22 protein-coding genes are annotated in these 26,577 nt (G+C 74.1%); 6 read left to right on the top strand and 16 right to left on the bottom strand.

Annotated features, from left to right (window positions below; all coding sequences use genetic code 11):
• Positions 1-73 precede the first annotated feature (73 nt).
• Both ACFWJB_RS06290 and ACFWJB_RS06285 read right to left on the bottom strand, forming a co-directional pair.
• Positions 74-1,525, bottom strand: a complete 1,452-nt coding sequence (locus ACFWJB_RS06290) for a glycine hydroxymethyltransferase (RefSeq protein WP_385463057.1) — start codon at positions 1,523-1,525, stop codon at positions 74-76.
• Between the two features lie 281 nt (positions 1,526-1,806).
• Positions 1,807-3,192, bottom strand: coding sequence for a PLP-dependent aminotransferase family protein (locus tag ACFWJB_RS06285; RefSeq protein WP_386920561.1), 1,386 nt, complete (start codon positions 3,190-3,192; stop codon positions 1,807-1,809).
• 46 nt (positions 3,193-3,238) lie between these two features.
• On the opposite strand from ACFWJB_RS06285, the gene ACFWJB_RS06280 reads away from it, so the two are divergent.
• Genes ACFWJB_RS06280 through ACFWJB_RS06270 form a run of 3 tightly spaced genes read left to right on the top strand, consistent with a single transcriptional unit; the run spans position 3,239 to position 4,907 of the window.
• Positions 3,239-3,748 (top strand): carboxymuconolactone decarboxylase family protein, encoded by a 510-nt coding sequence (locus ACFWJB_RS06280; RefSeq protein ID WP_385463051.1) that lies wholly within the window; start codon positions 3,239-3,241, stop codon positions 3,746-3,748.
• Positions 3,745-4,191, top strand: a complete 447-nt coding sequence (locus ACFWJB_RS06275) for a carboxymuconolactone decarboxylase family protein (protein WP_385463048.1) — start codon at positions 3,745-3,747, stop codon at positions 4,189-4,191. Before ACFWJB_RS06280 ends, ACFWJB_RS06275 begins: the two co-directional genes overlap by 4 nt.
• Positions 4,188-4,907 (top strand): isocitrate lyase/phosphoenolpyruvate mutase family protein, encoded by a 720-nt coding sequence (locus tag ACFWJB_RS06270; RefSeq protein ID WP_385463045.1) that lies wholly within the window; start codon positions 4,188-4,190, stop codon positions 4,905-4,907. Before ACFWJB_RS06275 ends, ACFWJB_RS06270 begins: the two co-directional genes overlap by 4 nt.
• Before the next feature lie 3 nt (positions 4,908-4,910).
• Here ACFWJB_RS06270 and ACFWJB_RS06265 read toward each other — a convergent pair whose 3' ends face one another.
• The 10 genes from ACFWJB_RS06265 to ACFWJB_RS06220 form a co-directional block, all read right to left on the bottom strand.
• Complete coding sequence (locus ACFWJB_RS06265; RefSeq protein WP_386920558.1) at positions 4,911-5,867, bottom strand: ABC transporter substrate-binding protein; 957 nt, start codon at positions 5,865-5,867, stop codon at positions 4,911-4,913.
• Between the two features lies 1 nt (position 5,868).
• Positions 5,869-7,812 carry an ABC transporter permease gene (locus ACFWJB_RS06260; RefSeq protein WP_386920556.1) on the bottom strand — a complete coding sequence of 648 codons (1,944 nt, stop codon included), beginning with the start codon at positions 7,810-7,812 and terminating at the stop codon, positions 5,869-5,871.
• The gene (locus tag ACFWJB_RS06255) at positions 7,812-9,056 is read right to left on the bottom strand and encodes a glycine betaine/L-proline ABC transporter ATP-binding protein (RefSeq protein ID WP_386920554.1); all 1,245 of its coding nucleotides are present in this window, start codon (positions 9,054-9,056) and stop codon (positions 7,812-7,814) included. The genes ACFWJB_RS06260 and ACFWJB_RS06255 overlap by 1 nt, the downstream gene beginning before the upstream one ends.
• Positions 9,053-10,585 carry a GMC family oxidoreductase gene (locus ACFWJB_RS06250; protein WP_386920552.1) on the bottom strand — a complete coding sequence of 511 codons (1,533 nt, stop codon included), beginning with the start codon at positions 10,583-10,585 and terminating at the stop codon, positions 9,053-9,055. Before ACFWJB_RS06250 ends, ACFWJB_RS06255 begins: the two co-directional genes overlap by 4 nt.
• A 49-nt stretch (positions 10,586-10,634) precedes the next feature.
• Positions 10,635-12,164: an aldehyde dehydrogenase family protein gene (locus ACFWJB_RS06245; protein WP_386920550.1), complete on the bottom strand. Its 1,530-nt coding sequence runs from the start codon at positions 12,162-12,164 to the stop codon at positions 10,635-10,637.
• Between the two features lie 177 nt (positions 12,165-12,341).
• Positions 12,342-13,007: a hypothetical protein gene (locus tag ACFWJB_RS06240; RefSeq protein WP_386920548.1), complete on the bottom strand. Its 666-nt coding sequence runs from the start codon at positions 13,005-13,007 to the stop codon at positions 12,342-12,344.
• Positions 13,008-13,636: 629 nt separating this feature from the next.
• A complete protein-coding gene (locus ACFWJB_RS06235) occupies positions 13,637-14,626 on the bottom strand; it encodes a malate dehydrogenase (protein WP_386920546.1) in 990 nt (329 codons plus the stop codon).
• 500 nt (positions 14,627-15,126) lie between these two features.
• On the bottom strand, positions 15,127-16,380 hold the full coding sequence (locus ACFWJB_RS06230; RefSeq protein ID WP_386920544.1) for a DUF2690 domain-containing protein: 1,254 nt from the start codon (positions 16,378-16,380) through the stop codon (positions 15,127-15,129).
• A gap of 562 nt (positions 16,381-16,942) precedes the next feature.
• Complete coding sequence (locus ACFWJB_RS06225; RefSeq protein ID WP_385463018.1) at positions 16,943-17,455, bottom strand: DUF3017 domain-containing protein; 513 nt, start codon at positions 17,453-17,455, stop codon at positions 16,943-16,945.
• Between the two features lie 13 nt (positions 17,456-17,468).
• On the bottom strand, positions 17,469-18,323 hold the full coding sequence (locus ACFWJB_RS06220) for a bifunctional methylenetetrahydrofolate dehydrogenase/methenyltetrahydrofolate cyclohydrolase (RefSeq protein WP_385463016.1): 855 nt from the start codon (positions 18,321-18,323) through the stop codon (positions 17,469-17,471).
• A gap of 290 nt (positions 18,324-18,613) precedes the next feature.
• On the opposite strand from ACFWJB_RS06220, the gene ACFWJB_RS06215 reads away from it, so the two are divergent.
• Positions 18,614-19,210 carry a hypothetical protein gene (locus ACFWJB_RS06215; protein WP_386920542.1) on the top strand — a complete coding sequence of 199 codons (597 nt, stop codon included), beginning with the start codon at positions 18,614-18,616 and terminating at the stop codon, positions 19,208-19,210.
• A 102-nt stretch (positions 19,211-19,312) separates the two neighbouring features.
• Here the strand turns inward: ACFWJB_RS06215 and purH are convergent, their stop codons facing one another.
• Positions 19,313-20,881 carry a bifunctional phosphoribosylaminoimidazolecarboxamide formyltransferase/IMP cyclohydrolase gene (gene purH, locus ACFWJB_RS06210; RefSeq protein WP_386920540.1) on the bottom strand — a complete coding sequence of 523 codons (1,569 nt, stop codon included), beginning with the start codon at positions 20,879-20,881 and terminating at the stop codon, positions 19,313-19,315.
• Entirely contained in the window at positions 20,878-21,516 is a 639-nt protein-coding gene (gene purN, locus ACFWJB_RS06205; RefSeq protein ID WP_385463008.1) for a phosphoribosylglycinamide formyltransferase, read from the bottom strand. The genes purH and purN overlap by 4 nt, the downstream gene beginning before the upstream one ends.
• A 307-nt stretch (positions 21,517-21,823) precedes the next feature.
• Here purN and ACFWJB_RS06200 point away from each other — a divergent pair, with 307 nt between their 5' ends.
• The gene (locus tag ACFWJB_RS06200) at positions 21,824-22,615 is read left to right on the top strand and encodes a hypothetical protein (RefSeq protein WP_385463005.1); all 792 of its coding nucleotides are present in this window, start codon (positions 21,824-21,826) and stop codon (positions 22,613-22,615) included.
• A gap of 89 nt (positions 22,616-22,704) precedes the next feature.
• Here the strand turns inward: ACFWJB_RS06200 and ACFWJB_RS06195 are convergent, their stop codons facing one another.
• Entirely contained in the window at positions 22,705-24,366 is a 1,662-nt protein-coding gene (locus tag ACFWJB_RS06195; protein ID WP_386920537.1) for a DUF6350 family protein, read from the bottom strand.
• 96 nt (positions 24,367-24,462) lie between these two features.
• Here ACFWJB_RS06195 and ACFWJB_RS06190 point away from each other — a divergent pair, with 96 nt between their 5' ends.
• Positions 24,463-25,599 carry a helix-turn-helix domain-containing protein gene (locus tag ACFWJB_RS06190; RefSeq protein ID WP_386920535.1) on the top strand — a complete coding sequence of 379 codons (1,137 nt, stop codon included), beginning with the start codon at positions 24,463-24,465 and terminating at the stop codon, positions 25,597-25,599.
• A 77-nt stretch (positions 25,600-25,676) separates the two neighbouring features.
• Here the strand turns inward: ACFWJB_RS06190 and sucD are convergent, their stop codons facing one another.
• Positions 25,677-26,561, bottom strand: a complete 885-nt coding sequence (gene sucD / locus ACFWJB_RS06185; protein WP_386920533.1) for a succinate--CoA ligase subunit alpha — start codon at positions 26,559-26,561, stop codon at positions 25,677-25,679.
• Positions 26,562-26,577: the final 16 nt, after the last annotated feature.

Here is a 26,577-nt window from a genome sequence, read left to right as displayed (position 1 = left end):
TGGCTCCGGGGGTGGGGAACCGCGGGCCGTCCGAGGCCCGGCGCGCGATCCCCCGCACCCTTTCCGAGGCGCTTCAGCCCAGGTCGATCTCCGGGTAGAGCGGGAAGCCCGCCACCAGGTCCGTGGCCCGGCGGGAGATCTCGTCGGAGATCTTCCCGTCCAGGACGTGCGACGCCTTGGAGGGGGCGCCCGACTTGGTGGTGCCCGGCTCGGTGGCCGTCAGGACGCGGTCCATCAGGCCCGCGACCTCGTCCATCTCGGCGGTGCCGAGGCCCCGCGTGGTCAGCGCCGGGGTGCCGACGCGGATGCCGGAGGTGTACCAGGCGCCGTTCGGGTCGGCCGGGATGGCGTTGCGGTTGGTGACGATGCCGGAGTCCAGCAGGGCCTGCTCGGCCTGCCGGCCGGTGAGGCCGTAGGAGGACGCCACGTCGATCAGGTTGAGGTGGTTGTCCGTGCCGCCCGTCACCAGGGTGGCGCCGCGGCGCGTCAGGCCCTCGGCGAGGGCGCGGGAGTTGTCGACGATGCGCCGGGCGTAGTCCTGGAACGCGGGCTGCCGGGCCTCGGCGAGGGCGACGGCCTTGGCGGCCATGACGTGCGGGAGCGGGCCGCCGAGGACCATCGGGCAGCCGCGGTCGACCTGGTCCTTGAGGGAGTCGTCGCACAGCACCATGCCGCCGCGCGGGCCGCGCAGCGACTTGTGGGTGGTCGTCGTGACGATCTGGGCGTGCGGGACCGGGTCGAAGTCGCCGGTGAGCACCTTGCCCGCGACCAGACCGGCGAAGTGCGCCATGTCGACCATGAGGGTGGCGCCGACCTCGTCGGCGATCTCGCGCATGATGCGGAAGTTCACCAGGCGGGGGTAGGCGGAGTAGCCGGCGACGATGATCAGCGGCTTGAACTCGCGGGCCTGGGCGCGCAGGGCCTCGTAGTCGATGAGGCCGGTGGCGGGGTCCGTGCCGTAGGAGCGCTGGTCGAACATCTTGCCGGAGATGTTCGGGCGGAAGCCGTGGGTGAGGTGGCCGCCCGCGTCGAGGGACATGCCGAGCATGCGCTGGTTGCCGAAGGCCTGGCGCAGCTCGGCCCAGTCCGCCTCGGAGAGGTCGTTGATCTGGCGGACGCCGGTCTTCTCCAGGAACGGCACCTCGACGCGGTCGGCGAGCACGGCCCAGAAGGCGACGAGGTTGGCGTCGATGCCGGAGTGCGGCTGGACGTAGGCGTGGCGGGCGCCGAAGAGTTCCCGGGCGTGCTCGGCGGCCAGCGACTCGACGGTGTCGACGTTGCGGCAGCCGGCGTAGAAGCGGCGGCCGACGGTGCCCTCGGCGTACTTGTCGCTGAACCAGTTGCCCATGGTCAGCAGGGTGGCCGGGGAGGCGTAGTTCTCGGAGGCGATCAGCTTGAGCATCTCGCGCTGGTCGGCGACCTCCTGGCCGATGGCGTCGGCGACGCGCGGCTCGACGGTGCGGATCACGTCGAGGGCGGCGCGGTAGGCGGTGGAAGCGGGGGTGAGCTGCTGCTCCGCGGACATGGGGACCTCCGGGCGTAGTGGTCGGCGTTCGGCTCGGCCCAGGCGCACGGCTCTCCCTGCCCGGGCCGCTCCCCGATGGTCGGTCCCATCCCAGCGCGCCAGTCACGGCCCACGGTCAGCGTACCCGGGCCGGTGGAGGGGTGCGGGGAGTGTCCGCGATGCGGGAGCGTCGTCCCTGGGACCGCGGCCGTCGCCGGGTCTCTGCCATGTCCCCGTCCCCCCGTGGGCACGTGTACGACGGTTGAGCCGGACGGGTGTGCGGCCCGCACCGCCGGTGGACTCTAGGGCAGCGCCCGGCACAGCGCGTCCAGGGCCCCTGACCAGGCATGGTCGGGCGGGGTGCCGTAGCCGACGACCACGGCGTCCAGGGGTTCGGTGACGGCCTCCGGATGGCGGAACAGGGACAGGCCGTACAGGCCGAGGCTCTGCCAGGCCGCCGCCCGGACCGTCTGCTGTTCGGTGCCGGGCGGCAGCCGGAGGACGGCGTGCAGTCCGGCCGCGATCCCGGTGACCCGCACCTCGGGGGCGCGGCCGGCGAGCGCCGCGACCAGGGCGTCCCGGCGGCGCCGGTAGCGCAGGCGGGCCGAGCGGACGTGGCGGTCGTAGGCGCCGGAGGTGAGGAACTCGGCCAGGGTCAGCTGGTCCAGCACGCCGCTGGTGTCGAGGCCCCCGCGGGTCGCCGTGAGGTCGTCGGCGAGGCCCGGCGGGAGCGCGGCCCAGGCCAGCCGCAGGCCGGGGGCGAGGGACTTGCTCGCGGTGCCGAGATGGACGACGCGGTCGGGGTCCAGGCCCTGGAGGGCGCCGACGGGCTGGCGGTCGTAGCGGAACTCGCCGTCGTAGTCGTCCTCCAGGACCAGGCCGCCGGTGCGCCGCGCCCAGTCCACGACGGCGGCCCGCCGGTCGGGGTGCAGGGGCACGCCCATCGGGAACTGGTGGGCGGGGGTGAGCAGCACCGCGCCCGCGCCGGCCGGGGCGACGGGGTCGGTGCCCCGGGCGTCGAAGGGCAGCGGGACGGTGCGCAGTCCGGCGGCGGTCAGCAGGTCGCGGTGGACGTGGAGGCCGTACGACTCGACGGCGACGGTGTGCACGCCGCGCGCCTTCAGCACGGCGGCGAGCAGGGTCAGGCCGTGGGCGAACCCGCCGAGGACCAGCAGGCGTTCGGGGTCGGTGCGCACGCCGCGGGCACGGGCGAGGTAGCCGGCCAGCGCGGTGCGCAGCTCCGGGCGCCCGCGCGGGTCGCCGTAGCCGAGGGCGTCGTGGGGGGCGGCGTTGAGGGCCCGGCGGGCCGCCCGGAGCCACTCCGCGCGCGGGAAGGAGGCCAGGTCGGGCGTGCCCGGGCGGAGATCGTAGGCGGGGCGGGTGCTGACGCGGGGGCGCGGGGCCGAGCCGGCGGGCGGGACGACGGCGCGGTCCGCGACGCGGGTGCCGGAGCCCTGGCGCGCGGTGAGCCAGCCCTCGGCGACGAGGTCGGCGTAGGCGTCGGCGACGGTGTTGCGGGCGATGCCGAGGTCGGCGGCGAGGGCGCGGGAGGAGGGCAGCCGGGTGCCGGCGGCCAGGCGGCCGGTGCGGACGGCCTCGCGCAGGGCGTCGGTCAGCCCGCGTCGCAGGCCCGGCCCGGCCGGTTCCAGGTGCAGGTCGACGCCGAGAGTGGACCAGGGTTTCGCCATGGAAATGGACCATACCCCTGGGCTGCTTCGTTCCTAGGGTCGAGGCATGACGACGCACACCGATGACACGACGACCGCGCGCCACGCCCCGGAACTGCCCGTACGGCTCGACTGGGCCGGGCACGCGCCCGAGGTGTACAAGGCCATGGTCCGCCTCGACGCGGCCGCCCGGCGGGGCGTGGACCCGACGCTCTACGAGCTGGTGAAGATCCGCGCCTCCCAGATCAACCGCTGCGCGCTGTGCATCGACATGCACAGCAAGGACGCCCTCGCGGCCGGCGAGAGCGTGGAGCGGATCATCCAGCTCAGCGCCTGGGAGGAGTCGCGGCACTTCTACACCGGGAAGGAGCTGGCGGCGCTGGAGCTGACGGAGGCCGTGACCGTGCTGACGGACGGTTTCGTCCCCGACGAGGTCTACGAGCGGGCCGCGAAGGTCTTCGACGAGCCGGAGCTGGCGCAGCTCATCGCCGTCATCACGGTGATCAACGCCTGGAACCGCTTCGGCGTGACCTGCCGCATGACCCCGGGGCACTACCGGCCGGGGCAGCACGGATGACGGCCCGGACGCGGCTCCTGGACCGGCAGGTCGGGCAGACCCTGTCCGCGCTCGCCGCGGCGGCGAAGAAGGGCCTCGGCGATCCCGTGCTCGCCGAGCTGGTGATGATCCGGGCCTCGCAGCTCAACCACTGCGCGTTCTGCCTGGACATGCACCTCACCCTCGCCCGCGAGAACGGGGAGAGCGAGCAGCGGCTCGGTCTGCTCGACGCCTGGGAGGAGGCCGAGGAGCTCTACAGCGAGCGGGAACGGGCCGCGCTCGCGCTGACCGAGGCGGTGACGGTCCTGACCGACGGCTTCGTGCCCGACGCCGTGTACGAGCGGGCCGCCGCGCACTTCGCGGACGGCGAGCTGGCCCACCTCGTCGGGCTGATCGCCGCCATCAACAGCTGGAACCGGCTGATGGTCGCCCGCCGCATCCCGCCGGGGGGCTACACACCATGAACAAGGCCGGCACCTTCCGCGCCCTGCACCACGGCCGGCTTCCGGGCGACCCGCTCGTCCTGCCCGGCCCCTGGGACGCGGCGAGCGCCCGGGTCCTCGCCGACGCCGGGTTCCCGGCGCTGGCGACGCCCAGTGCCGGGGTCGCCGCCTCCCTCGGGTACGAGGACGGGCGGACCCCGGCCGGTGAGATGTTCGCGGCGGTCGCGCGGATCGCCCGGTCCGTCGACGTGCCGGTCTCGGCGGACGTGGAGGACGGGTACGGGCTGGCACCCGGGGAGCTGGTGGAGCGGCTGCTGGCGGCGGGTGCCGTCGGCTGCAATCTGGAGGACTCCACCGGCGGGGTGCTCAAGGACCCGCGCGAGCACGCCGAGTGGCTGGCCGGGGTGCGGGCGGCGGCCGGGGACCGGCTGTTCGTCAACGCCCGGATCGACACCTTCCTGAGGGGCGTCACCGACCCGGACCGGACCGTCGAGCGGGCCGCGCTGTACGTCGCCGCGGGCGCCGACTGCGTGTACCCGATCGGCGCCCCCGTGGACGTGCTGCCGCTGCTGCGGGCCGGCATCGAGGGGCCGCTGAACGTCGTCGCACGGCCCGGGGAGGGCCCCTCGCCCGCCGGTCTCGGCGAGCTCGGGGCCACCCGGGTCACGTTCGGGCCGGGTCTGCAGCGGCGCTCGGAGCGGGCGCTGCGGGAGATCGCGGCCGGGCTGACGGGGTGAGGGTCAGGGCAGCCACGCCCGCCAGACGGACCCGTGGCCGTCCACCCACTTCTTCGCCGCCTCCTCGGGCCGCATCTTCTGCTCGGCGATCATCAGGGAGACCTGGTTCTGGTCCTCGGTCGTCCACCGGAAGTTCCTGAGGAACTCCGCCGCCCTGCCGCCGTGCCGCGCGAAACCGGCGTTGAGGTACTTCTGCAGCGGCGTGACCGGGTAGGCGCAGTCGACCTTTTCCGGGTCGGCGTCGCAGCCCTCCTTGTACGGCGGCAGCTTCACCTCCGTCATCGGGACCTTCTCGAACAGCCACTGGGGCGTGTACCAGTAGGTCAGGAAGGGCTTCTTCTCCTTGGCGAACTGCTTCATCTGGGTGATCTGCGCGGCCTCGGAGCCGGCGAAGACGACCTGGTAGTCCAGGCCCAGGTTCTTGACCAGCGCCTTGTCGTTGGTGACGTAGGAGGGGGAACCGTCCATCAGCTGGCCCTTGCCGCCGCTCTCGGCGGTGCGCAGCAGCTCGCTGTACTTGTCCAGGTTCTTCCAGTCGGTGACGTCCGGGTGCTTCTTCGCGAAGTACGACGGGACGAACCAGCCGATGTGCCCGGTGACGCCGAGGTCGCCGCCGGCGGCGATGGTCCCCTTGTCCGTGACGTAGCGCTGTTCCTGCTCGGGGTGGCCCCAGTCCTCCAGGATGGCGTCGACCCGGCCCTGGCTGAGCGCGTCCCAGGCGGGGACCTCGTCGACCTGGACGGTGTCGACGCGGTACCCGAGCTCGTGTTCCAGCAGGTACTGGGCGACGGCCACGTTGGCCTGGGCGCCGACCCAGGACTGTACGGACAGGGTGACGGTCTTCGCGCCCTGGGCGTTCGCGAACGGGGACGCCTGCTTGGTCATGTCGGCGGCGCCGCAGCCGGTCAGCAGAGTGAGCGCGGCCACGCCCGCGATCGCGGAGGTCGTACGCAGTCGCATGTCAGGCTCCCTTCTTCGCGCGGCGTTCGGTGGGCTGGGTGACCCGGTCGAGCATCAGGCCGAGGCAGACGATCGCCGCACCGGCCACCAGGCCGGTCGCCAGGTCGCCCTGGGCCAGGCCGAAGACGACCTGGTAGCCCAGCGCGCCACCACCGACCAGGCCGCCGATGATGACGACGGCGAGGACGAGGACGACGCCCTGGTTGACGGCGAGCAGCAGGGACCGGCGGGCCAGCGGGAGCTGGACCTGGCGCAGCTGCTGTCCGCTGGTCGCGCCGAGCGAGCGGGCCGACTCCATCGCGGCCGGGTCGACCTGGCGCAGCCCCTGGGCGGTGATGCGGACGACGGCCGGGAGGGCGTAGACGACCGCGGCGGCGACGGCGGGGGCGCGGCCCACGCCGAACAGGGCGACGACCGGGATCAGGTACACGAACTGCGGCATCGTCTGGAAGACGTCCAGGACGGGCCGCAGCAGGCGTTCGAAGCGGTCGCTGCGGGCGGCGGCGATGCCGGTGGCGAAGCCGATGACCAGGGTCACGGCGACGGCGGCCAGCACCTGGGAGAGCGTGTCCAGGGACGGGTTCCACACGCCGAGCACGCCGATCGCGACCATGGCGAGGACGGCGGTGAGGGCCGTGCGCCAGGTGCCGATCAGCCAGGCCAGGGCGGCGACGATCAGCAGCACGGACCACCAGGGCAGCCACTGGAGGCCGTTCCGCAGCGGGTTGAGGACCCAGCTCGTGAAGTGGGCGGCCCAGTCCGCGGTGCCGCCGACGACGGGGACGCCGGAGTAGAGGTGCGCGGTCATCCAGTCGACGGCCCGGTTGACGGGCTCGGCGATGTCCACCTCCCAGGCCTCGGGCCAGTCGAGGAGGCCGGCGAGACGCCCGGCGACCGCCACGGCGACGGCGGCGGCGAGGGCGTGGAGCCAGGTCACCGGGGACTTCCCGGACTCCCCGAGCCGCTCCCCCGCCGCGCCGGTGACGCGGTCCAGGACGACGGCGAGCAGCACGATCGGGATGCCGGCCGCGAGGGCGGCGCCGACGTCCACGGAGGCGAGCGCCTGGTAGACGCGGTCGCCGAGGCCGCCGGCGCCGATGACGGAGGCGATGACGGCCATGGAGAGGGCCATCATGATCGTCTGGTTGACGCCGAGGAGGAGTTCCTTGCGGGCCAGCGGGACGCGGGCGGTCAGCAGCCGCTGGCGGGCGGTGGTGCCGAGGGACTCGACGGCCTCCAGGACCTCCTTGTCGGCGCCGCGCAGACCGAGGGCGGTGAGCCGGGCCATGGGCGGGGCGGCGTAGACCACGGTGGCCAGGACGGCGGCGGGGACGCCGATGCCGAAGACCAGGACGACGGGGAGGAGGTAGGCGAAGGCGGGCAGCACCTGCATGGTGTCGAGCACCGGCCGCAGGACGCGGTCCATCCGGTCGGACAGGCCGGCGGCGAGGCCCAGCAGGGCGCCCACGGCGACCGACGCGAGGACGGCGACGACCATCAGGGCGAGGGTCTGCATCGTCGGTATCCACATGCCGAGCAGGCCGCAGGCCAGGAACGCGGCGGCGGTGCCCAGGGCCAGCTTCACGCCGGCCGCACGCCAGGCGGCCAGGGCGCCGATCGCGGTGACCCCGGCCCAGCCGACGGCGAGGAGGGCGAGGTAGACGGCGCGTACGGCGATGGTGACGGCGTTGCTGATGTGGCCGAAGAAGTAGAGGAAGAGGGGGTGGCTGTCGCGGTTGTCGATGATCCAGTCGCTGGCGCTGCCGAGCGGGGCGGAGACGTCGACGGTGAGGGCGGCGGGCCAGGCGGCGCCGGGCCACCGGGTGACGGCGAGGGGGACGAAGATCGCGGCGAGGAGCGCCAGGGTGAGGAGCTTGCGGACGGCGGGGTGGGTGAGGAGGCCCGGCGGGCCGGCCTTCTGGGGTGTCGCGGTGATCGTTGCCATCAGACCGGCTCCTCGCTGGGGGCGGGGTCGGTCGGCTCACGGCGCTTCGCAGGTGCCGCTGCGCCCACCCGTGCCGCCCCAGCGGCACGACTGCCCGGAGCTGCGCCGGCGGGGGGCGCCGCGTCGGCGGCGGGGGCCGCTGGGTCGGCTGCGGAGGCGGGGGCCGATGCGGCTGCGGCCGGGGGGTCCGTCGTGCCCGCCACCACCGACAGCAACGCGTCCGCGTCGACCACGCCCAGGCAGCGGCCCTCGTCCATCACGCGGGCCGGGGCGCCGGCGCGGGCCACCGCCTCGATGGCCTCCGTGACCGTGGCCTCGGGACGCAGCGCGGGACCGGTGCCGGCCTCGTCGGAGGAGGAGGCGGGGCGCATGGCCGTACGGACCGTCAGGACCTGCTCCCGCGGCACGTCGCGGACGAACTCACGGACGTAGTCGTCGGCGGGCGAGCCGACGATCTCCTCGGGGGTGCCGAGCTGCACGACGCGGCCGTCGCGCATCAGGGCGATGCGGTCGCCCAGCTTCAGGGCCTCCTGGAGGTCGTGGGTGATGAAGACCATCGTGCGGCCCTCCTCACGGTGCAGCCGGACGACCTCCTCCTGCATGTCCCGCCGGATCAGCGGGTCGAGCGCGCTGAACGGCTCGTCGAAGAGCAGCACCTCGGGATCGACGGCGAGGGCGCGGGCGAGACCGACGCGCTGGCGCTGGCCGCCGGAGAGCTGGCCGGGGCGGCGGTGCTCCAGCCCCTCCAGGCCGACCTTCGCGACGATCGCGGCGGCACGCTCGCGGCGCTCGGCGCGGCGCAGGCCCTGGACCTCCAGGCCGTACGCCACGTTGTCGAGGACCGTGCGGTGCGGGAGCAGGCCGAAGTGCTGGAAGACCATCGCGGCACGGTGGCGGCGCAGTTCGCGCAGGCGCCCCCGGTCCATGGCGCGCACGTCCTCGCCGTCGATGGCGATGGTGCCGGCGGTCGGCTCGATCAGCCGGGTCAGGCAGCGCACCAGCGTGGACTTGCCGGAGCCGGACAGGCCCATGACGACGAAGACCTCGCCCTTGCGCACGTCGAAGGAGACGTCGCGGACGGCGGCCGTGCAGCCGGTGCGGGAGCGCAGCTCGGCCGGGGGCAGGGCGGTCAGCTCGGGGTCGGCGGGGACGCGGGCGGCCTTCGGGCCGAAGACCTTCCACAGGCCGTCCACGGAGAAGACCGGCGGACGCTCCTGCGTGGTGCCGTTGACGGTGGCGGTCATCGGGCATCACCACCGATCAGCTCGACGGCACGTTCCCCGACCATGAGGACGCCGATCATCGGGTTCACGGCGGGCATGGTCGGGAAGACGGAGGCGTCGGCGATGCGGATGCCGTCCAGGCCGCGGATGCGCAGCTCGGGGTCGACCACGGCGCGCTCGTCGTCGGCGGCGCCCATCCGGCAGGTGCCCGCCGGGTGGTAGACGGTGTGGGCGGCCTTGCGGGCGTACTCGCTCAGCTCCTCGTCGCCGGTGACGTCCGGGCCGGGGCAGACCTCGCGCTTGAGCCAGTTCGCGAGCGGCTCTGCCTTGGCGATCTCACGGGCGATGCGGATGCCGTCGACGAGGGTGCGGCCGTCGTAGTCGTCCTCGTCGGTGAAGTAGCGGAAGTCGAGGGCGGGCTTCTCCCGCGGGTCGGCGCTGGTGAGGTAGAGGCGGCCGCGGCTCTTCGGCTTGGGGATGTTCGGGGTCATGGAGACGCCGAACTCCGGCCGCTCGTAGCCCAGTCGCTCCGGGTTGTCCGTGAACGGGATCTGGTAGAAGTGGAACATCAGGTCGGGGCCCGCGTGTTCGGGGTCGCGGCGCACGAACAGACCGGCGTCGGAGTCCATCGCGGAGTTCTCCGGGATGGGACCGTTCGTCTCCCACACGATCACCGACTCGGGGTGGTCGAGCAGGTTCTCGCCGACGCCGGGCAGGTCGAGCACCACGGGTATGCCGAGCGCCTCGAGGTCCTCGCGGGGGCCGATGCCCGAGTGCAGCAGCAGGCGCGGCGAGTCCACCGCGCCGGCGCAGAGCACGACCTCGTTGCGTGCCTGGACCAGGATCTCCTCGCCGTCCTTGGTGCGGACGTGGACGCCCCTGGCGCGGGTGCCGTCGAGCTCCAGCCGGTGGGCCCAGGTCTCCAGCATGATCGTCAGGTTGGGGCGCTCGTCCATCACCGGGTGCAGGTACGCCACCGAGGCCGAGGAGCGCTTGTTGTCCTCCGGGTGGTAGGCGAGGTCGAAGAAGCCGACGCCCTCGGTGAACGGCTTCTTGTTGAAGCCCTCCACGCGTGGTACCTCGAGGGCCTTCTGCGCGGCGTCGACGAAGTCGCGGGCGATGGCGTTCCGGTCCTTCTCGTCGACCGGGACGATGTTGTTCTCCAGCCGGGCGAAGTACGCCTCCATCTGCACCGCGCCCCACCCCTTGGCCCCCGCGGCCTCCCACTCGTCCCAGTCGGACGGCAGCGGCTTGAAGGCGATGAGGGTGTTGTGGGAGGAGCAGCCGCCGAGCACGCGGGCGCGGCTGTGCCGGATGTGGCTGTTGCCGCGTGGCTGCTCGGTGGTCGGGTAGTCGTAGTCGAGCTCGCCGCCGAGCAGGCCCATCCAGCGGCGCAGCGTCAGCACGTCGTCGCGGCCGACGTCGCTCGGGCCGCCCTCGATGACGGCGACGGTGACGTCCGGGTTCTCGGTGAGACGGGAGGCGATGACGGAGCCTGCGGTGCCGCCGCCGACGACGACGTAGTCGTAGACCTGGGAGGTCTCGGGCATGGGGGTACTCCAGGAGGGCGTGGGGGACGGGAGGGGACGCGCGGGGAGGTCAGCCGGCGAACCAGCGGACGGGCCGCGGCGCGAGGTTCTCGTAGACGTGCTTGGTCTCGCGGTACTCGGCCAGGCCGGCGGGGCCCAGCTCGCGGCCGACGCCGCTCTTGCCGAAGCCGCCCCACTCCGCCTGCGGCAGGTAGGGGTGGAAGTCGTTGATCCAGACGGTGCCGTGGCGCAGCCGGCCGGCGACCCGGCGGGCGCGGCCCGCGTCGGCGGTCCAGACGGCGCCGGCGAGGCCGTACTCGGTGTCGTTGGCGAGGGCGACGGCCTCGTCCTCGGTGCGGAAGGTCTCCACGGTGAGGACCGGTCCGAAGACCTCCTCCCGCACGACGCGCATCCCGCGGTGGCACTGGTCGAGGACGGTCGGCTCGTAGAAGTAGCCGTTCGCCGGGCGCTCGGGGGCCGGTTCGGGCCGCTTGCCGCCGCAGCGCAGCACGGCGCCCTCGGCGAGGGCGGAGGCGACGTGGTCCTCCGTCCTGGCGCGCTGCTGCTCGGAGACGAGCGGGCCGCACTCGACGCCGTCCTCGGTGCCGCGGCCCAGGCGGATCTTCGCCGCGCGGCGGGCGAGTTCGGCGACGAAGCGCTCGCGGACCGACTCCTCGACGATGAGCCGCCCGCCCGCGGAGCAGACCTGGCCGCTGTGGATGAAGGCGGCGTTGAGGGCCTGGTCGACGGCGGTGTCGAAGCCCTCCTCGGTCTCACAGGCGTCGGCGAAGACGACGTTGGGGTTCTTGCCGCCGAGTTCGAGGGCGACCTTCTTGACGGTGACGGCGGCGGCCTGCGCGACCTTGGTGCCGCTGACCAGGCCGCCGGTGAAGGAGACCAGGTCGACGTCGGGGTGTTCGGCGAGCCGGGCGCCGACCGAGTGGCCGGGGCCGGTGACGATGTTGGCGACGCCGGCGGGGAGCCCGGCCTCGACCAGCAGGTCGACCAGGGCGACGGTGGTGAGCGGGGTGATCTCGCTGGGCTTGATCACGAACGTGTTGCCGGCGGCGAGCGCGGGCGCGATCTTCCAACTGGCCTGGAGCAGCGGGTAGTTCCAGGGCGTGATCATGGCGCAGACGCCGATCGGCTCGTGCACGACGACGCTGTGGACGTCGGGCGAGCCCGCGTCGACGACCCGGCCGGGGGCCTCGCCGGCGACCAGGTCCGCGAAGTAGCGGAAGGCGTCGGCGACGCAGTCGATGTCGACCCGGCCCTCCTCGACGGTCTTGCCCGCGTCGCGGCTCTCCAGCAGGCCGAGTTCCTCGCGGTCGCGCGTGAGCAGGCCGGCGACGCGGCGCAGCAGGGCGGCGCGTTCGGCGACCGGGGTGCGCGGCCAGTCGCCGGTGTCGAAGGCGCGCCGGGCGGCGGCCACCGCCAGGTCGGTGTCCTTCTCGTCGCCCTCCGCGACCACGGCGAAGGGCAGGGCGTCCGCGGGGTCGACGATCTCGCGCGTCGCGCCGGAGGACGCCTCCCGCCACTCACCACCCGCGTGAATGGTCCGGTGCGCCCGTTCCGCCCGGGTTTCCGTTCTGTTCGCCATGATCCGGTACTGCCTTCCGTTCCTGTTCCGTGCCCCTGCGTCACATGCGTGTCACTCTCGGGACGCGGAGCCCCTGCCCGCTCCCTCCCGGCCCATGCGGGATCGGGGGGCGAAAGTGCGGTGGGTCACGGGAATGAACGGTGAAAGGGGTGGAACCCGGGCGGTTTCCCGGCGCGGTCAGACGCACTGGCCCCCGGCCGGGCAGAAGGACTCCACGGCCGTGGTCAGCGGCTCGCGCAGCAGCGTGCCGTCGAGCGTCTCGGGCCCGCTGGAACGGATGGCGTACAGGGTGCCGTCGGCGGCCCGGAAGCGGTGGTCGATGACCTGGCGCGGGCCGCGGTCCTCGTCGTCGTAGCGGTAGGTGAGCTCGGAGAACGCGTCGCCGTCCGCGTCGCGGCTGAGGGCGCGGTAGCCGGGCTGCCGCGCGAATCCGTAGGCGGGTGCGTTCTCGGCCAGGTCCAGGGAGGCGGCCGGGCTCTCCTCCACCAGCGCGAAGATCTGCAACTGACGTCCGTCGTCCGGGGAGTCGTAGGTCACGACGGGGGCGGACTCGCCCTGCTTCTGGTGGCGCCGCCAGCCCTGCGGGACGGTGATCGCGTAGCCGACGGGGTCCTGGGCGTGGCGGTAGCCGGGGGCGGCGGAGGGGGTGGTGGCCGGTGGGGCCGCCGGTGCGCTGGGCGCCGGCGCGGTGTCCGAGGCCGGCGCCGTCGGGGCGTTCGTGACGGTGACGCCCGTGGCGGGGGCGCCGCCGGCCGGGTCGGTGCCGTCGTCGCGGGTGAACGCCCAGATCCCGGCGCCGACTCCCGCGCCGAGGACGGCCATCGCGGTCAGGGCGATCAGCACCCGGCGCAGCCCGGGACCGGAGCCGGGGCCCGATCCGGGCGGTGCCGGCCGGGGCGGGGGTCCGGCGGACGCGTCCGGGGGCCCGTACGTCCACGAGGCCGGCGGGGCCGGGACGGCGGGCGCGGGAGCGGCGGGGTCCGGGGTCCAGGGGGCCGCGGCCGGCGGGCTCAGGGCGGCGGGCGGGCCGGGCGGCGGCGTCGGAGCGGGCGTCCACGGAGACGGCGGGGCGGCGGGCCCGGACGGTACCGGGGTCGCCGGGACGGCGTGCCCGGAGGGCATCGGGGGCGGGGGCGTGAGGCTCGTGCGGGTCTGGGCCGTGGCCCAGGCGGGTGGTTCGAACGGCCCGTCCGTGCCGCCCGCGGCGTCCGGGGTCCGGGGCGCCCGGCCGCTCTCCTCACCCGGACCGTGACCGGAGTCCGCTTCCGGCTCCGCCCGCGCACCCGCCGGCGATTCCGGCTCCGACCCGGACCACGAACCGTCGTCCTGCCAGCCGTTCATCCGTACCCCCCGAACCCGTCGAAACCGGTGTTCCGAAGGTAGCGGCGAAAACGGCGACGGGCCCCGTTCCGGCCGAAACCGGAACGGGGCCCGTGCGGGGCCGTGACGTACGGCCCGCGGAGCGGACGGACTCAGAGGAGGCCGAGACCGCGGACCGCCTCGCGCTCGTCCGACAGCTCCTGGACGGAGGCGTCGATGCGGGCGCGGGAGAACTCGTTGATGTCCAGGCCCTGGACGATCTCGTACGAGCCGTTCTTGGTGGTGACCGGGAAGGAGGAGATCAGGCCCTCCGGGACGCCGTAGGAACCGTCGGACGGGATGCCCATGGAGGTCCAGTCGCCCTCGGCCGTGCCGTTGACCCACGTGTACACGTGGTCGATGGCGGCGTTGGCGGCGGAGGCGGCGGAGGACGCGCCGCGGGCCTCGATGATCGCCGCGCCGCGCTTGGCGACGGTCGGGATGAAGTCGTCGGCCAGCCACTTCTCGTCGTTCACGACCTCGGCGGCGTTCTTGCCGGCGATCGTGGCGTGGAAGATGTCCGGGTACTGGGTGGCGGAGTGGTTGCCCCAGATGGTCAGGCGCTTGATGTCGGCGACCGTCGAGCCCGTCTTCTTCGCGAGCTGGGTCAGCGCGCGGTTGTGGTCCAGGCGGGTCATCGCGGTGAAGCGCTCGGCCGGTACGTCCGGGGCGGCGGCCTGGGCGATCAGGGCGTTGGTGTTGGCCGGGTTGCCGACGACGAGGACCTTGATGTCGTCCGCGGCGTGGTCGTTGATGGCCTTGCCCTGCGGCTTGAAGATGCCGCCGTTGGCCTCGAGGAGGTCACCGCGCTCCATGCCCTTGGTGCGGGGGCGGGCGCCGACGAGGAGGGCGACGTTGGCGCCGTCGAAGGCGACGTTCGGGTCGTCGGTGATCTCGATGCCCTGCAGGAGCGGGAACGCGCAGTCGTCCAGCTCCATCGCGGTGCCCTCGGCGGCCTTGAGCGCCGGAGTGATCTCCAGAAGGCGCAGCTTGACCGGCACGTCCGCGCCGAGCAGCTGGCCGGAGGCGATGCGGAAGAGCAGGGCGTAACCGATCTGGCCGGCCGCGCCGGTGACGGTGACGTTCACGGGAGTGCGGGTCATGGCGTTCTCCGTATGACAGCTGGCGGTGGGGCGTCCCTGCCCCGGGGTGCGGGATCCCGCACCGGCTCGTGACCGGCCCGCCGTGATGATCGATCATCGGTGCGGACGGATCACCGACGGATGATCGATCTCTTGGCGTCAAGAGAGATCCAGCGGTCAGGCTATCGCGCCCGCGATGCCCGGGGCGTCGGGGCCCGTGTGGCCCGTCCCACAGCGCCGCCTGCTGTCACCCGGTGGGGGCATCCGGTGCGCCGGTCACGGACAGGGAGAGGCGGTCGCCCGGGTCCGGGAGAGGGAGGGACTGAGGCGACCGCCGTTCGGGGACCGTTGCCGGACTCCCGTGGGGGGACACCTGTCGCGTGCCCGCGCCTCCGCCGGCCATGCCTACGACGGGAAGATTTTCTTTCTTCCCTCCCGATGCCACCCGAACGGCCGACGGCGCCTCGTCCCGCGGGCCGCGCCCCGGCGCCTCCCGCACCCGGTCCGGCGGACCGCCGGCCTCAGTTCGTGCAGCCCTGGCCGCCCGCGGCCAGCGTCACGCACGCCTTGGCATCGGCGGCGTTCCTCACCGCCACCATCGGGGTGTACGCGACCGTGTCACCGGCGGCGGTGATGCTGCCGGTCTGCTCGTTCCTGCCGCCGGCGCTGACCCGGACCTCGTCGCCCTGGCCGGCCTGGGTGACGCGGGCCCACGCGGCGCCGCAGATCCTGCTGTAGCGGACCTCGACGGAGGCCGTGCCGATGGTGGCCGCGGCGGCGGTGGTCACCAGGTCTCCGCCGCAGCCCATGGCCTCGGGGTCCTTGCCCGTGCACTGGTCGCCGCTGCACTTCACCCCGGGCGGGAGCTGGGGTGCGGTGCTCGCGGTGGGCGACGGGGACGGCTCGGCGCGCTCGTCCTTCTTGTCGCCGCCGTCGTGCACGAGGAAGAAGGCGAGGGCGGCCACGACGAGGACGCCGACGACGCCCGCGACGAACGTCCCCGTCCGCCCGCCGCCGCCCGGGGCACCGCCTCGCGACCGGGAGCCGTCCGGCGGGGGCGGGCCGTACGCGTCCGCGGTCCCGTGGGGCGCGGGCACCGGCGCGGTGGCGGCGGGACCGGCCGGGTGCGCCCCGGTGACCCGCGGCCGGCGCTCGCCCGTCGGCGACGGCCCCCGGTACCCCGCGAGGCCCCACGAGTTGCCCTCGGAGGGCCCGCCGGCGGACGGGGCGGAGGGCCCCCCGGGGACGCCGCCGCGCACCGGACCCACGGCCGAGTCGGGGCTGTCGACGGCCGTCGGCTGCGCCGGGACCGTCGTCGGCGGCAGCGTGGGCGCCACACCGCCCGGCCCGGCGACCCCCGTCCTGGCCGCCGTACCGCCGCCGTGCCGGCCCGTCCTGCCGCCGCGTCCGCTGCCGGAACCGGCGTCGGGCGTGCCCAGTTCGCCGAGGGCGGCCCGCGCCTGCGAGATGCGGATGGCCTCCATGGTCATGTCGTGGCGCATCTCCGAGCGGCTCCAGGCGCGCTCGGCCAGCTCCCACAGGGTGGTCAGGTGGACGGGGTTGGTGCCCGTCACCTCGGCCAGGGCCACGATCGCGCCCTTCGGCGCGAGCAGCCGCCCGTTCAGATAGCGCTCCCAGGACGTCTTGCTGTAGCCCGTGGCGTCGGCCAGCGACGCGATGCTCAGCTCGCTGCGGTCCACGAGCCGGCGCAACTGGCCGACGAACTCCTCGAGCTGCGGATCGAGTTCCTCGGGCAAGGCCTTCCAGCGAGGCATTGCTTCCCCCTCTTCCCCCCGGTGACGTGCTGTTTCGTTCCCCGTTCGGTCCCCCGCGGTCCTCGCGCGCGGCGTCCCGCGCCGAGTCCCCGTTCTGGCTACCCACAGGGATGCGCCCGGTCGGGCTCCCCGTTCCCGGGGTGGGGGCGCACGGGAGCACAGGGACCCGCGGCACGCACCGTCGCACGCTCGCCGATCCGCGGACCAGTGTCCCACCGGCGTTCCCGTGCACCGTACGGAACCCCTGCCGTCGTCCGGAACGGCCCCCACCGCTTGTACGGAACGCCCCGGGCCGTCCCGGTCGGCCACGGTAGCCCCGCCGCCGGGCGACTTGGGGGCACATCCCCGAACTTGTCGGCACTTCGGCACACGGAACGCACATGTGCGGTCACGCCCGGCGCAAGGCCCCCGTCATTCACGGACTCCGTAGCGGAACGGTCACTTCCGTGCCACAGCGCCCCGCCAGGCGTTGAACAGGGCGTTCCGCGTGCAGGAGGGTTGGTCGCGGCGGCGGCCCGTTCTCCCACGGGGGTGGAGGACGGGCCGCCGTACGCGGGACCGGTTACTGACTGACCGTGAAGTGCAGGGTGTCCTTCAGGAACGGGATCTGCAGCACCGGGTGCGGCTGGGCCATCAGCGCCAGCAGGGCGATGCAGAGCCCCAGGACCAGGTACGTGCTGATGTCCGTGAAGCGCGAGCGCACGGCGAGCATGCCGACGTCGGGCACCATCCAGCGCAGCGCGGCGCCGACCAGCAGCGCGACGCCGATCAGCAGCGTGCCCCAGCGGAAGACGTCCAGCGCGGTCAGCAGCAGGCCGACCCCGACGAGGCCCACCACCGTGAGCACCGGCCACTGCCGGGCGGGCGCGGGCGCGTCACGGGGTGCGGCCCGGCCGCCGCCCTCGGGGCGCGCGGTGTCGCGCGTGAAGAGGGGGAACCGCCGGGTGGCGCGCCGCGGTCTGCCGGAGGCGTCGGGCGCGCTGACGGGGTCCCGGACGGTGAGCTCCTCCCGCGGGAGTTCCTCCTCCGGGCGCTCGTCGTCGCCCCCGGTCCCCTTACCGCCCTCGGCCGGCACCGTGCTCCGCCCCTCAGCCGGCACTGCGCTCCGCCGCCTCGACCACGTTGACGAGCAGCTGGGCCCGGGTCATCGGGCCGACGCCGCCGGGGTTCGGGGAGATCCAGGCGGCCACCTCGGCCACGTCCGGGTGGACGTCGCCGACGATCCTGCCCTCGGCGTTGCGCGAGACGCCGACGTCGAGGACGGCCGCGCCGGGCTTGACGTCCTCGGGGCGCACCAGGTGCGGGGAGCCGGCCGCGGCGACGACGATGTCCGCGCGCTTGAGGTGGGCGGACAGGTCGCGGGTGCCGGTGTGGCACTGGGTCACGGTGGCGTTCTCGCTGCGGCGGGTGAGCAGCAGCGGCATCGGGCGGCCGATGGTGACGCCGCGGCCGACGACCACGACCTCGGCGCCCTTGATCTCCACGCCGTAGCGGCGCAGGAGGGTGAGGATGCCGTTGGGGGTGCAGGGCAGCGGCGCCGGCTCGTTCAGGACGAGGCGGCCGAGGTTCATCGGGTGGAGGCCGTCGGCGTCCTTGTCCGGGTCCATCAGTTCGAGGATGCGGTTCTCGTCGATGCCCTTGGGCAGCGGCAGCTGGACGATGTAGCCGGTGCAGGCCGGGTCCTCGTTCAGCTCGCGGACGACCGCCTCGATCTCCTCCTGCGTAGCGGTACCGGGCAGTTCACGCTGGATGGAGGCGATGCCGACCTGGGCGCAGTCGCGGTGCTTGCCGGCGACGTACTTCTGGCTGCCGGGGTCGTCCCCGACCAGGACGGTGCCGAGGCCGGGCGTGACGCCCTTCTCCTTCAGCGCCGCCACGCGGGCGGCCAGTTCGGACTTGATCGCGGCTGCGGTGGCCTTGCCATCGAGAATCTGGGCGGTCATGCCCCCATCCTCGCGGATGACCGGCCCCCTGTTCCAATCCGGTCACCATGCGGGCACCGACCGGGAAGTCCCGGGCACGCGGGGACGGGTCCGGCCGTATCCGGCCATGATCACGGATGTTGCACTTGCACAACACCTGGTGACCGCGGCTGGACAAGTAACGACCGGGTCAAGAACGATGGAGCGGCACAGTGCCGCGGACTGTACCGGGGGGACGAACCGCATCTGTAGAACTTCCTCCGCACCATGCCGCGCGTCCCCGCACAGGAGCACACGGAGGAAGGACCGCCATGAGTTTCGGCGACCCGAACAACCCCTACGGGCCCCCGCCCCAGCAGCCGCCGGGCGCTCCCGGTTACGGCTACCCGCAGCAGCCGCCGAACGTCCCGCCGCAGGGCTACGGCTACCCGGCCGCGCCGCCGGTGCAGCAGCCGTACGGCGGTTACCCGCCGGGGCCGGCGCAGATGCCGGGCCTCACGCGGGCGGCGCAGATCATGCTCGGCGTGATCGTCCTGGCCCACCTGATCGTCGCCGGTGTCTACGGCTACGCGCTGTCGCGCTGGGACGAGACGATGCTCGAGGCGGGCATCACCGGGGACGCCGAGGCGGAGCGGTACGCCGACCTGGGCAAGGGCGTCGTCGTCTTCTTCCTCGCCCTTGCCTCCGTCTTCGCACTTCTCGGTCTCGCCCTGCTGGTGCAGTACGCGAAGGGCGGCAACGGGGTCCGGGTCTGCTCGATCGTCTACGGATCGTTCGCGATCATCACGGGCATCTTCACCCTCGCCATGTACGGCCTGGGCCTGCTCGTCATCATCGTCTCCATCCTGCTGATCGTCTTCGCCTCCAAGCGGGCCAGCGCCGAGTGGTTCAGGCGCCCGCGCTACTGAAGCCCCCCGCGCGACCGCACGGTCCGCGCCGAGCACCGCACAGGGCCGTGTCCCACCCGTACGAGGGGGACACGGCCCTGGTGCGTCGGGGCGGCGCGTGCGTCAGTGGAAGAAGTGCCGGGTCCCGGTGAAGTACATCGTGACGCCGGCCTCCTTCGCGGCCTCCACGACCTGCTCGTCACGGATCGAGCCGCCGGGCTGCACGATGGCCCGCACGCCGGCGTCGATCAGGATCTGCGGCCCGTCGGGGAACGGGAAGAACGCGTCCGAGGCGGCGAAGGAGCCGCGTGCCCGCTCCTCGCCGGCCCGCTCCACCGCGAGCCGGCACGAGTCGACGCGGTTGACCTGGCCCATGCCGACGCCGACCGAGGCGCCGTCCTTGGCGAGCAGGATCGCGTTGGACTTCACGGCCCGGCTCGCCTTCCAGGCGAAGGCCAGCTCGGCCAGCTCCGCCTCGGACAGGGCCTCGCCGCTGGCCAGCGTCCAGGTCGCCGGGTCGTCGCCCTCGGCCTGGAGGCGGTCGGCGACCTGGAGGAGGGCTCCGCCGTCGATCGGCTTGACGTCGACCGGGTGGGACGGGCCGTCCGGGCAGCGCAGCACGCGGATGTTCTTCTTCTTGGTGAGGGCCTCCAGCGCGCCCTCCTCGTAGCCGGGGGCCACGACGACCTCGGTGAAGATCTCCGCGACCTGCTCGGCCATCTCCTTGCTGACCGGCCGGTTCACGGCGATCACGCCGCCGTAGGCGGAGACCGGGTCGCAGGCGTGCGCCTTGCGGTGGGCCTCGGCGACGTCCGCGCCGACGGCGATGCCGCACGGGTTGGCGTGCTTGATGATCGCGACGCAGGGCTCGTCGTGGTCGTACGCGGCACGGCGGGCGGCGTCCGTGTCGGCGTAGTTGTTGTACGACATCTCCTTGCCGTGCAGCTGCTCGGCCTCGGCCAGGCCGCCGGTGCCCGCGGTGTAGAGGGCGGCGGGCTGGTGCGGGTTCTCGCCGTAGCGCAGGGTGTGGGCGCGCTCCAGGCTGGTGGCGAGGAACTCCGGGAACGGGGAGTCGTCGGCCGGCGCGTAGGCGGAGGCGAACCAGGAGGAGACCGCGATGTCGTACTCGGCCGTGTGCCGGAAGGCCTCGGCGGCCAGCCGCTTGCGGGCGGCGAGGTCGAAGCCGCCGTCCCGCACGGCGGCGAGGACGTCGCCGTACCGGGCGGGGCTGGTGACGACCGCGACGGACGGGTGGTTCTTGGCGGCGGCGCGCACCATCGACGGGCCGCCGATGTCGATCTGCTCGACGCACTCGTCGGGGGTGGCGCCCGAGGCGACGGTCTCGCGGAACGGGTAGAGGTTCACCACGACCAGGTCGAACGGCTCCACGCCCAGCTCGCCGAGCTGCTGCCGGTGGCTCTCCAGGCGCAGGTCGGCGAGGATGCCGGCGTGCACCTTCGGGTGCAGCGTCTTGACCCGGCCGTCCAGGCACTCGGGGAAGCCGGTCAGCTCCTCGACCTTGGTGACGGGGACGCCGGCGGCGGAGATGCGCCCGGCGGTGGACCCGGTGGAGACGAGTTCGACGCCGGCCTCGTGGAGCCCGCGGGCGAGTTCCTCGAGCCCGGTCTTGTCGTAGACGCTGACGAGCGCGCGACGGATGGCCCGCTTGTTGCTCTCGGCGGTGGCGGTCACTGGATAACTACCTTTCGTCCCTCAATGCGATAGCCGTTGCGGGCGAGCCGCCCCACGACATCGACGAGCAGCCTTCGCTCGACTTCCTTGATGCGCTCGTGCAGAGCGCTCTCGTCGTCCTCGTCCCGGATCTCCACCACGCCCTGCGCGATGATCGGCCCGGTGTCGACGCCGTCGTCGACGAAGTGGACGGTGCAGCCGGTGACCCTGGCGCCGTACGCGAGCGCGTCCCGCACACCGTGGGCTCCCGGGAAGCTGGGGAGGAGTGCGGGGTGGGTGTTGACGAACCGCCCGCCGAACCGCGCGAGGAACTCCTTCCCCACGATCTTCATGAACCCGGCCGAGACGACGAGGTCCGGTTCGTGGGCGGCGACGGCCTCGGCGAGCGCCGCGTCCCACTCCTCCCGCGTCCCGTAGTCCCCGACCTTCCGCACGAAGGTCGGCAGCCCGGCGCGCTCGGCGCGCGCGAGGCCCTCGATGCCGTCGCGGTCGGCGCCGACGGCCACGACCCCGGCTCCGTAGGCCTCGACGCCGGTGGCGGCGATCTCGTCGAGGAGCGCCTGGAGGTTGGTGCCGGATCCGGAGACCAGCACGACGAGGCGCTTGGCGCGCTGGGCCACGGGCTTGGCGGCCACGGTGGGGGCCTTTCTCGGGGGAGCGGGTGCGTGCGGTCGGCCCCGCATACGCCGGTTCGTAGGGTCCTACGAATGCTTCGCGCCCCGGGATACGGGGAAGTCTACGAAGCGGCCGACCGTCAGCAACGATACCGGCACACCGGACGGCCCCCTCGGGACGGGGGCGGCGCCGGCAGGTAGCGTCTGCGGGGGACCGGACGGGGAACGGGACCCGTGTGCCACGCGTTCACCAGTCGTGGCGCCCGGTTCGTGCCCGCCACGATCGTTGTCGCCAGTTCGCTATCGCCAAGGGGAAGACGCTCACTTGATGCCGGACCGCAGCCTGCGACTGCTCACGCTCCCCCAGCAGTCGGCGCAGCCAGACCAGCGCAGCGCCGTGTTGCTGCGGGAACGTCCCTCCACGCCGTCCGACGCCTCCCCGGACCGGAAGAACGGCGACGAGCAGGGCGGCGGCACCCCCCAGGACGACAACCCGTTCGCCCCGCCGCCGGAGGGTTCGCCGGACCGCCCCTGGCAGCCGCGGCACCCGTCGGGCGACGACGGCTCGCAGAACCCGCAGGGCGAGGGCGGGCGCTCGCCGTGGGGCCGTCAGTGGAGCGACCGCCAGCCGGGCCGCTCCTCCGGCGGCTTCGGCGAGCGGCCCGGCGGCGGCTCCGGCCCCGAGGGTCAGGGCGGTGGCGGGGGCCCGCGCTGGGATCCGACGGACCCGGCCCAGCGGCGCGCCCGCTACGCCCTGCTGTGCGGCATGTGGGCCCTGTTCTTCGCGCTCTTCTCCTGGCCGTACGTGGCCCTGCTCCTCGGCGCCCTCGCCCTGTACTGGGGCATCAGCGCCCTGCGCGCCAAGCCCCGTGCCGCCACCGACCCGGACCACCCGGCCCCGGCCGCGCCGCAGGACGCCCGCCCGCAGCGGACCGCCGCGATCAGCGGCCTGGTCACGTCGTCCCTGGCCGTCCTCATCGTCGCCGCGTCCTTCACCGCGCAGCTGGTCTACAGCGACTACTACACCTGTCAGAACGACGCCCTGACCAGCCAGGCTCAGCAGAACTGCAGCAAGCTCCTGCCGGAACACCTGCGGGACGTCCTCTCGACGGACGACTGACCCCTCCGTGGGCCACCCACCCGTCCCGCGTTCGAGGACGGGGGCCTTCAGCGGGGATCCGGGGGTGCGGCCGGCGCGGGTCACCGCCCTCAGGGCGCCCGGGGCGGCTCCCCCGGGGCGTCGGCGGGCAGCAGGTCGTACGCCTCCCCGCCCCCGGACGACGGCACCGGGCCGCGCCGCCACCATCCCCCCACCGAAACCGAGGGCACCCGCACCCGCAGCCGGGTCCAGTCCCACCGCCCCTGACCCGAACCGTCACCGGCAGAGGCACCGTCAGGGGCAGCACCGGCCCCGGCACCGGCCGCCTTTCCGGCCCGCCGGCACAGCCACCACCGCCCCACCACCGCGACCGGAACCCCCACCACCGCCACCCACGCCACCGCCGCGCCCCCGGCCTGCCACCACACCGGCCCGAACCGCGCCAGCCCCGCGCCGCCGAGCGGTCCGCCCGCCCACGCCGCCAGCAGGGCGACCAGCACCCCGGACAACAGCGCGGCGACCCAGGCCGCGACGACGGTCCGCCGCACGTCCCACGGCTCGACGGCACCCTCGTCCCGCTCCGGGGCCGCCTCCTTCCGCGTGCCCGTCGTGGCGAACCCCGCCGTGACGAACTGCGTCGTGGCGAACCCCACCGCCCCACCGCCCACGGCGGCGACCCGCGCCGTGAACCAGCCCACCGTCGCCCCCGCCGCCAGCGGCACCACCCCGGCCGCCCAGTGCAGCGGCGTACCGGGCCCCGCCTCCGGCACCGCCGCGAGCAGCGGGAAGGGCGGCAGCAGCGGAGCGGGGGCGGACGCCATCGGTCCCACCACGTGCCCGGCACCGAGCACGAAGCCCGGCCCGAGGCCGTACGCCGCCGCCCAGACGGCCGCGTTCGGCACCAGGGTCACGCAGAGCAGCAGCACGGCGAACTGCCCCGACCACCCCTCGCTCAGCCGCAGGAAGGCCCCGCGCACGGAGTCGCCGTGCCACACCAGCGAGACGGCGAGCAGCAGCGCCCCGCCCCCGACGAACACCGCCGCCCCCGCGGCCGCGGCGCGCGTCGCGGCGCCCAGCCGCGCGTCCGGCTCCACCAGCAGCTCCCGCAGGCTCCGGGGCAGCACGCGCAGCGCCCGCCCCACCGGCCCGCCGGGGCGGCCGAACGCCGTCCACGCGCCCGCACCGGCCGCCGCCATGACGACCAGCGGCAGGCACACCGCGGTCCGGCCCGGGGAGGGCCGCAGCTCGCCGCCCGCCGCGTACAGCACGACCGGGGTGGCGACCGCGAGGTAGCCGACCACGACGCCGGCCCAGGCCAGGCGCGCGGAGAGGGGGTGCGGGCCGTCGTCCCGGCGCACACCGACACCCGCCCTCGCGCCCGCGCCCACGGCCACTCCGACCCCGTCCCCGGGGTCCGTGGCGTCCCGGGCCGCCCGGTGCACCAGCCACACGGGCGGCACGAGCAGCAGCAGCGGAGTGACACCGACGGGCGCGGGGACGCCGGAGAGCGTGTCGGTGCGGATCAGCTCGGCGCCGTGCGCCAGCACCCACAGCGCCGCGGCGACGTGCAGGGCGTCGCCGGGCCCGCGGACGGGGTAGGGCGAGCTGATCCACAGCAGCGTCACCAGCACGGCCACCCCGGCCACTCCCAGGGCCGCCGCGAACGCGCCTCCCAGGAGGCCGGCGGCCATGCCGGGCGCCCGCTCGTGCCACCGGGTGCGGAGCAGGGACAACGGGGCTCGGCGAACGGTCGTCTGGATCACGCCCGCCATGCTCCCAACGACACGCGCTTTCGCGGCGTAACGCGCGAAGCGCCGCTGTGTCGCTCAATATACGTTTATGTACCTTTTCGTCCGAAGGGGTGTCCTGTGAAGCGGAGCCACGCAACCCCGCTCCCTCCTCCCGAGACGCGCCGACGCCTGCGCGAGGCCGCCACCCTGACGCAGGCTCAGCTCGCCGAGCGGGTGGGGGTCACTCGCGAGACGGTCGAAGCGTGGGAGAGCGGCCGCGGGATCCCACGCGGCCGCACACGGGCGGCGTACGCGAAGCTGCTGGACACCCTGTCCGGCGAAGCGGCGGCCCGGCAACCGGAGTCCGAGCCGGAGCCGGCCCCGGAGTCCGCGGCGCCGGTGACCGCGGCGCCGGTGACCGCGGGCGCCCGCGCCGAACCGACGAAGGCCGGGTCGGCGAAGGCCGAACCGCTCCCCGCACTGACGCCCGCTCAGGCCTTCGACGCGCTGTACGAGTTCGGCGCCCCCGCGCTCGTACGCCAGACCTACCTGCTGACGGGCCGTCGTGAGCTGGCGCGCGAGTCGGTGGAACGGGCCTTCCAACTCGCCTGGGAGCACTGGCCCGAGGTGGCCCGTGACCGGGATCCGGTGGGGTGGGTCCGGGCGACGGCGTACGAGTACGCGCTCTCGCCCTGGCACCGGTTCAGGCCGCGCCACCGGCAGCCGGAGCCGCCGCCCGCCGACCCCGGCGACCGCACCCTGCTCGGCGCCCTGCTCCAACTCCCCTCTCCGTACCGCCGCACGCTCCTGCTGTACGACGGCGTCGGCCTCGACCTGCCCGAGACGGCCGCGGAGACGGAGGCGAGCACCCCGGCGGCGGCCGGACGGCTGCTGCGCGCGCGTGAGGCCGTCGCCGTGCGGCTGCCCGAGCTGGCCGATCCGGCGGTGCTGCACCGGCGGCTGGCCGAGGTGGCCTCCACCGGGCGTCTGCGGGCGTCCCGGCCGCCGACGGTGCGGGCGGGCGGCGAACGCCGGGCGCGGTTCCGGACCCGGGCCGCGATCGCCTTCACGGCCGCCCTGATCGGCACCACGGCCCTGACGCTGCGCACGGCCCCGACGCAGTACGAGCCGCCGGTGCCCCCCGGGCAGGCGGTGCGCGGCGTGCCGGCCAGGGTGGCGCCGGGCGCGCTGTCGGACAGGGAGCTGGAGCTGCGCCAGAGGCTGCGCGACCAGCTCCAGGACGGGCCGGAGCGGCTGATGCCCGGCCCCGGGTGAGCGGGACGGCCCGCCGGAACGCCGAGTGGGCCCGCCCCCCGTACGGGAGGCGGGCCCACTCGTGTGGTGCGACCGGCTCAGCCGGCGAGGATCTCGCGGGCGAGCTTCGCCGTCTCGGTCGGCGTCTTGCCGACCTTGACGCCGGCGGCCTCGAGGGCCTCCTTCTTCGCCTGGGCGGTGCCGGACGAACCGGAGACGATGGCGCCGGCGTGGCCCATGGTCTTGCCCTCGGGCGCGGTGAAGCCCGCGACGTAGCCGACGACCGGCTTGGTCACGTTCTTCGCGATGAAGTCCGCGGCCCGCTCCTCGGCGTCGCCACCGATCTCGCCGATCATGACGATCAGGTCGGTCTCGGGGTCGGCCTCGAACGCGGCGAGCGCGTCGATGTGCGTGGTGCCGATGATCGGGTCGCCACCGATGCCGACGGCGGTCGAGAAGCCGATGTCACGCAGCTCGTACATCATCTGGTACGTCAGCGTGCCGGACTTCGAGACCAGGCCGATGCGGCCCGGCTTGGTGATGTCGCCCGGGATGATGCCGACGTTCGACTGGCCCGGGGTGATGATGCCGGGGCAGTTCGGGCCGATGATCCGGGTCTTGTTGCCCTTCTTGCCGGCGTACGCCCAGAAGGCGGCCGAGTCGTGCACGGCGATGCCCTCGGTGATCACGACGGCCAGCGGGATCTCGGCGTCGATGGCCTCGACGACCGCGTCCTTGGTGAACTTCTCCGGCACGAAGATGACGGAGACGTTGGCGCCGGTCTTCTCGATGGCCTCCTTGACGGTGCCGAAGACCGGTACCTCGTTGCCGTCGAAGTCCACGGACTGACCCGCCTTGCGCGGGTTGACGCCGCCCACGACGTTGGTGCCGTCGCCGAGCATGAGCTTGGTGTGCTTCATGCCGGTGGCGCCGGTCATGCCCTGGACGATGACCTTGCTGTCCTTGTTGAGCCAGATAGCCATGGTGTGTTGGTGTCCT

Source organism: Streptomyces sp. NPDC127100, from assembly GCF_042724095.1.
In the GTDB taxonomy this organism is placed as follows: Bacteria; Actinomycetota; Actinomycetes; order Streptomycetales; family Streptomycetaceae; genus Streptomyces.
The sequence above is the reverse complement of the archived record's forward strand: the minus strand, read 5'-3'. Positions and strand labels throughout refer to the sequence as shown.

Coding starts and splice junctions, on each gene's coding strand:
- ACFWJB_RS06290 (WP_385463057.1), bottom strand. CDS start 1,525: ATGTCCGCGGAGCAGCAGCTCACCCCCGCTTCCACCGCCTACCGCGCC.
- ACFWJB_RS06285 (WP_386920561.1), bottom strand. CDS start 3,192: ATGGCGAAACCCTGGTCCACTCTCGGCGTCGACCTGCACCTGGAACCG.
- ACFWJB_RS06280 (WP_385463051.1), top strand. CDS start 3,239: ATGACGACGCACACCGATGACACGACGACCGCGCGCCACGCCCCGGAA.
- ACFWJB_RS06275 (WP_385463048.1), top strand. CDS start 3,745: ATGACGGCCCGGACGCGGCTCCTGGACCGGCAGGTCGGGCAGACCCTG.
- ACFWJB_RS06270 (WP_385463045.1), top strand. CDS start 4,188: ATGAACAAGGCCGGCACCTTCCGCGCCCTGCACCACGGCCGGCTTCCG.
- ACFWJB_RS06265 (WP_386920558.1), bottom strand. CDS start 5,867: ATGCGACTGCGTACGACCTCCGCGATCGCGGGCGTGGCCGCGCTCACT.
- ACFWJB_RS06260 (WP_386920556.1), bottom strand. CDS start 7,812: ATGGCAACGATCACCGCGACACCCCAGAAGGCCGGCCCGCCGGGCCTC.
- ACFWJB_RS06255 (WP_386920554.1), bottom strand. CDS start 9,056: ATGACCGCCACCGTCAACGGCACCACGCAGGAGCGTCCGCCGGTCTTC.
- ACFWJB_RS06250 (WP_386920552.1), bottom strand. CDS start 10,585: ATGCCCGAGACCTCCCAGGTCTACGACTACGTCGTCGTCGGCGGCGGC.
- ACFWJB_RS06245 (WP_386920550.1), bottom strand. CDS start 12,164: ATGGCGAACAGAACGGAAACCCGGGCGGAACGGGCGCACCGGACCATT.
- ACFWJB_RS06235 (WP_386920546.1), bottom strand. CDS start 14,626: ATGACCCGCACTCCCGTGAACGTCACCGTCACCGGCGCGGCCGGCCAG.
- ACFWJB_RS06230 (WP_386920544.1), bottom strand. CDS start 16,380: ATGCCTCGCTGGAAGGCCTTGCCCGAGGAACTCGATCCGCAGCTCGAG.
- ACFWJB_RS06220 (WP_385463016.1), bottom strand. CDS start 18,323: ATGACCGCCCAGATTCTCGATGGCAAGGCCACCGCAGCCGCGATCAAG.
- ACFWJB_RS06215 (WP_386920542.1), top strand. CDS start 18,614: ATGAGTTTCGGCGACCCGAACAACCCCTACGGGCCCCCGCCCCAGCAG.
- ACFWJB_RS06200 (WP_385463005.1), top strand. CDS start 21,824: ATGCCGGACCGCAGCCTGCGACTGCTCACGCTCCCCCAGCAGTCGGCG.
- ACFWJB_RS06195 (WP_386920537.1), bottom strand. CDS start 24,366: ATGGCGGGCGTGATCCAGACGACCGTTCGCCGAGCCCCGTTGTCCCTG.
- sucD (WP_386920533.1), bottom strand. CDS start 26,561: ATGGCTATCTGGCTCAACAAGGACAGCAAGGTCATCGTCCAGGGCATG.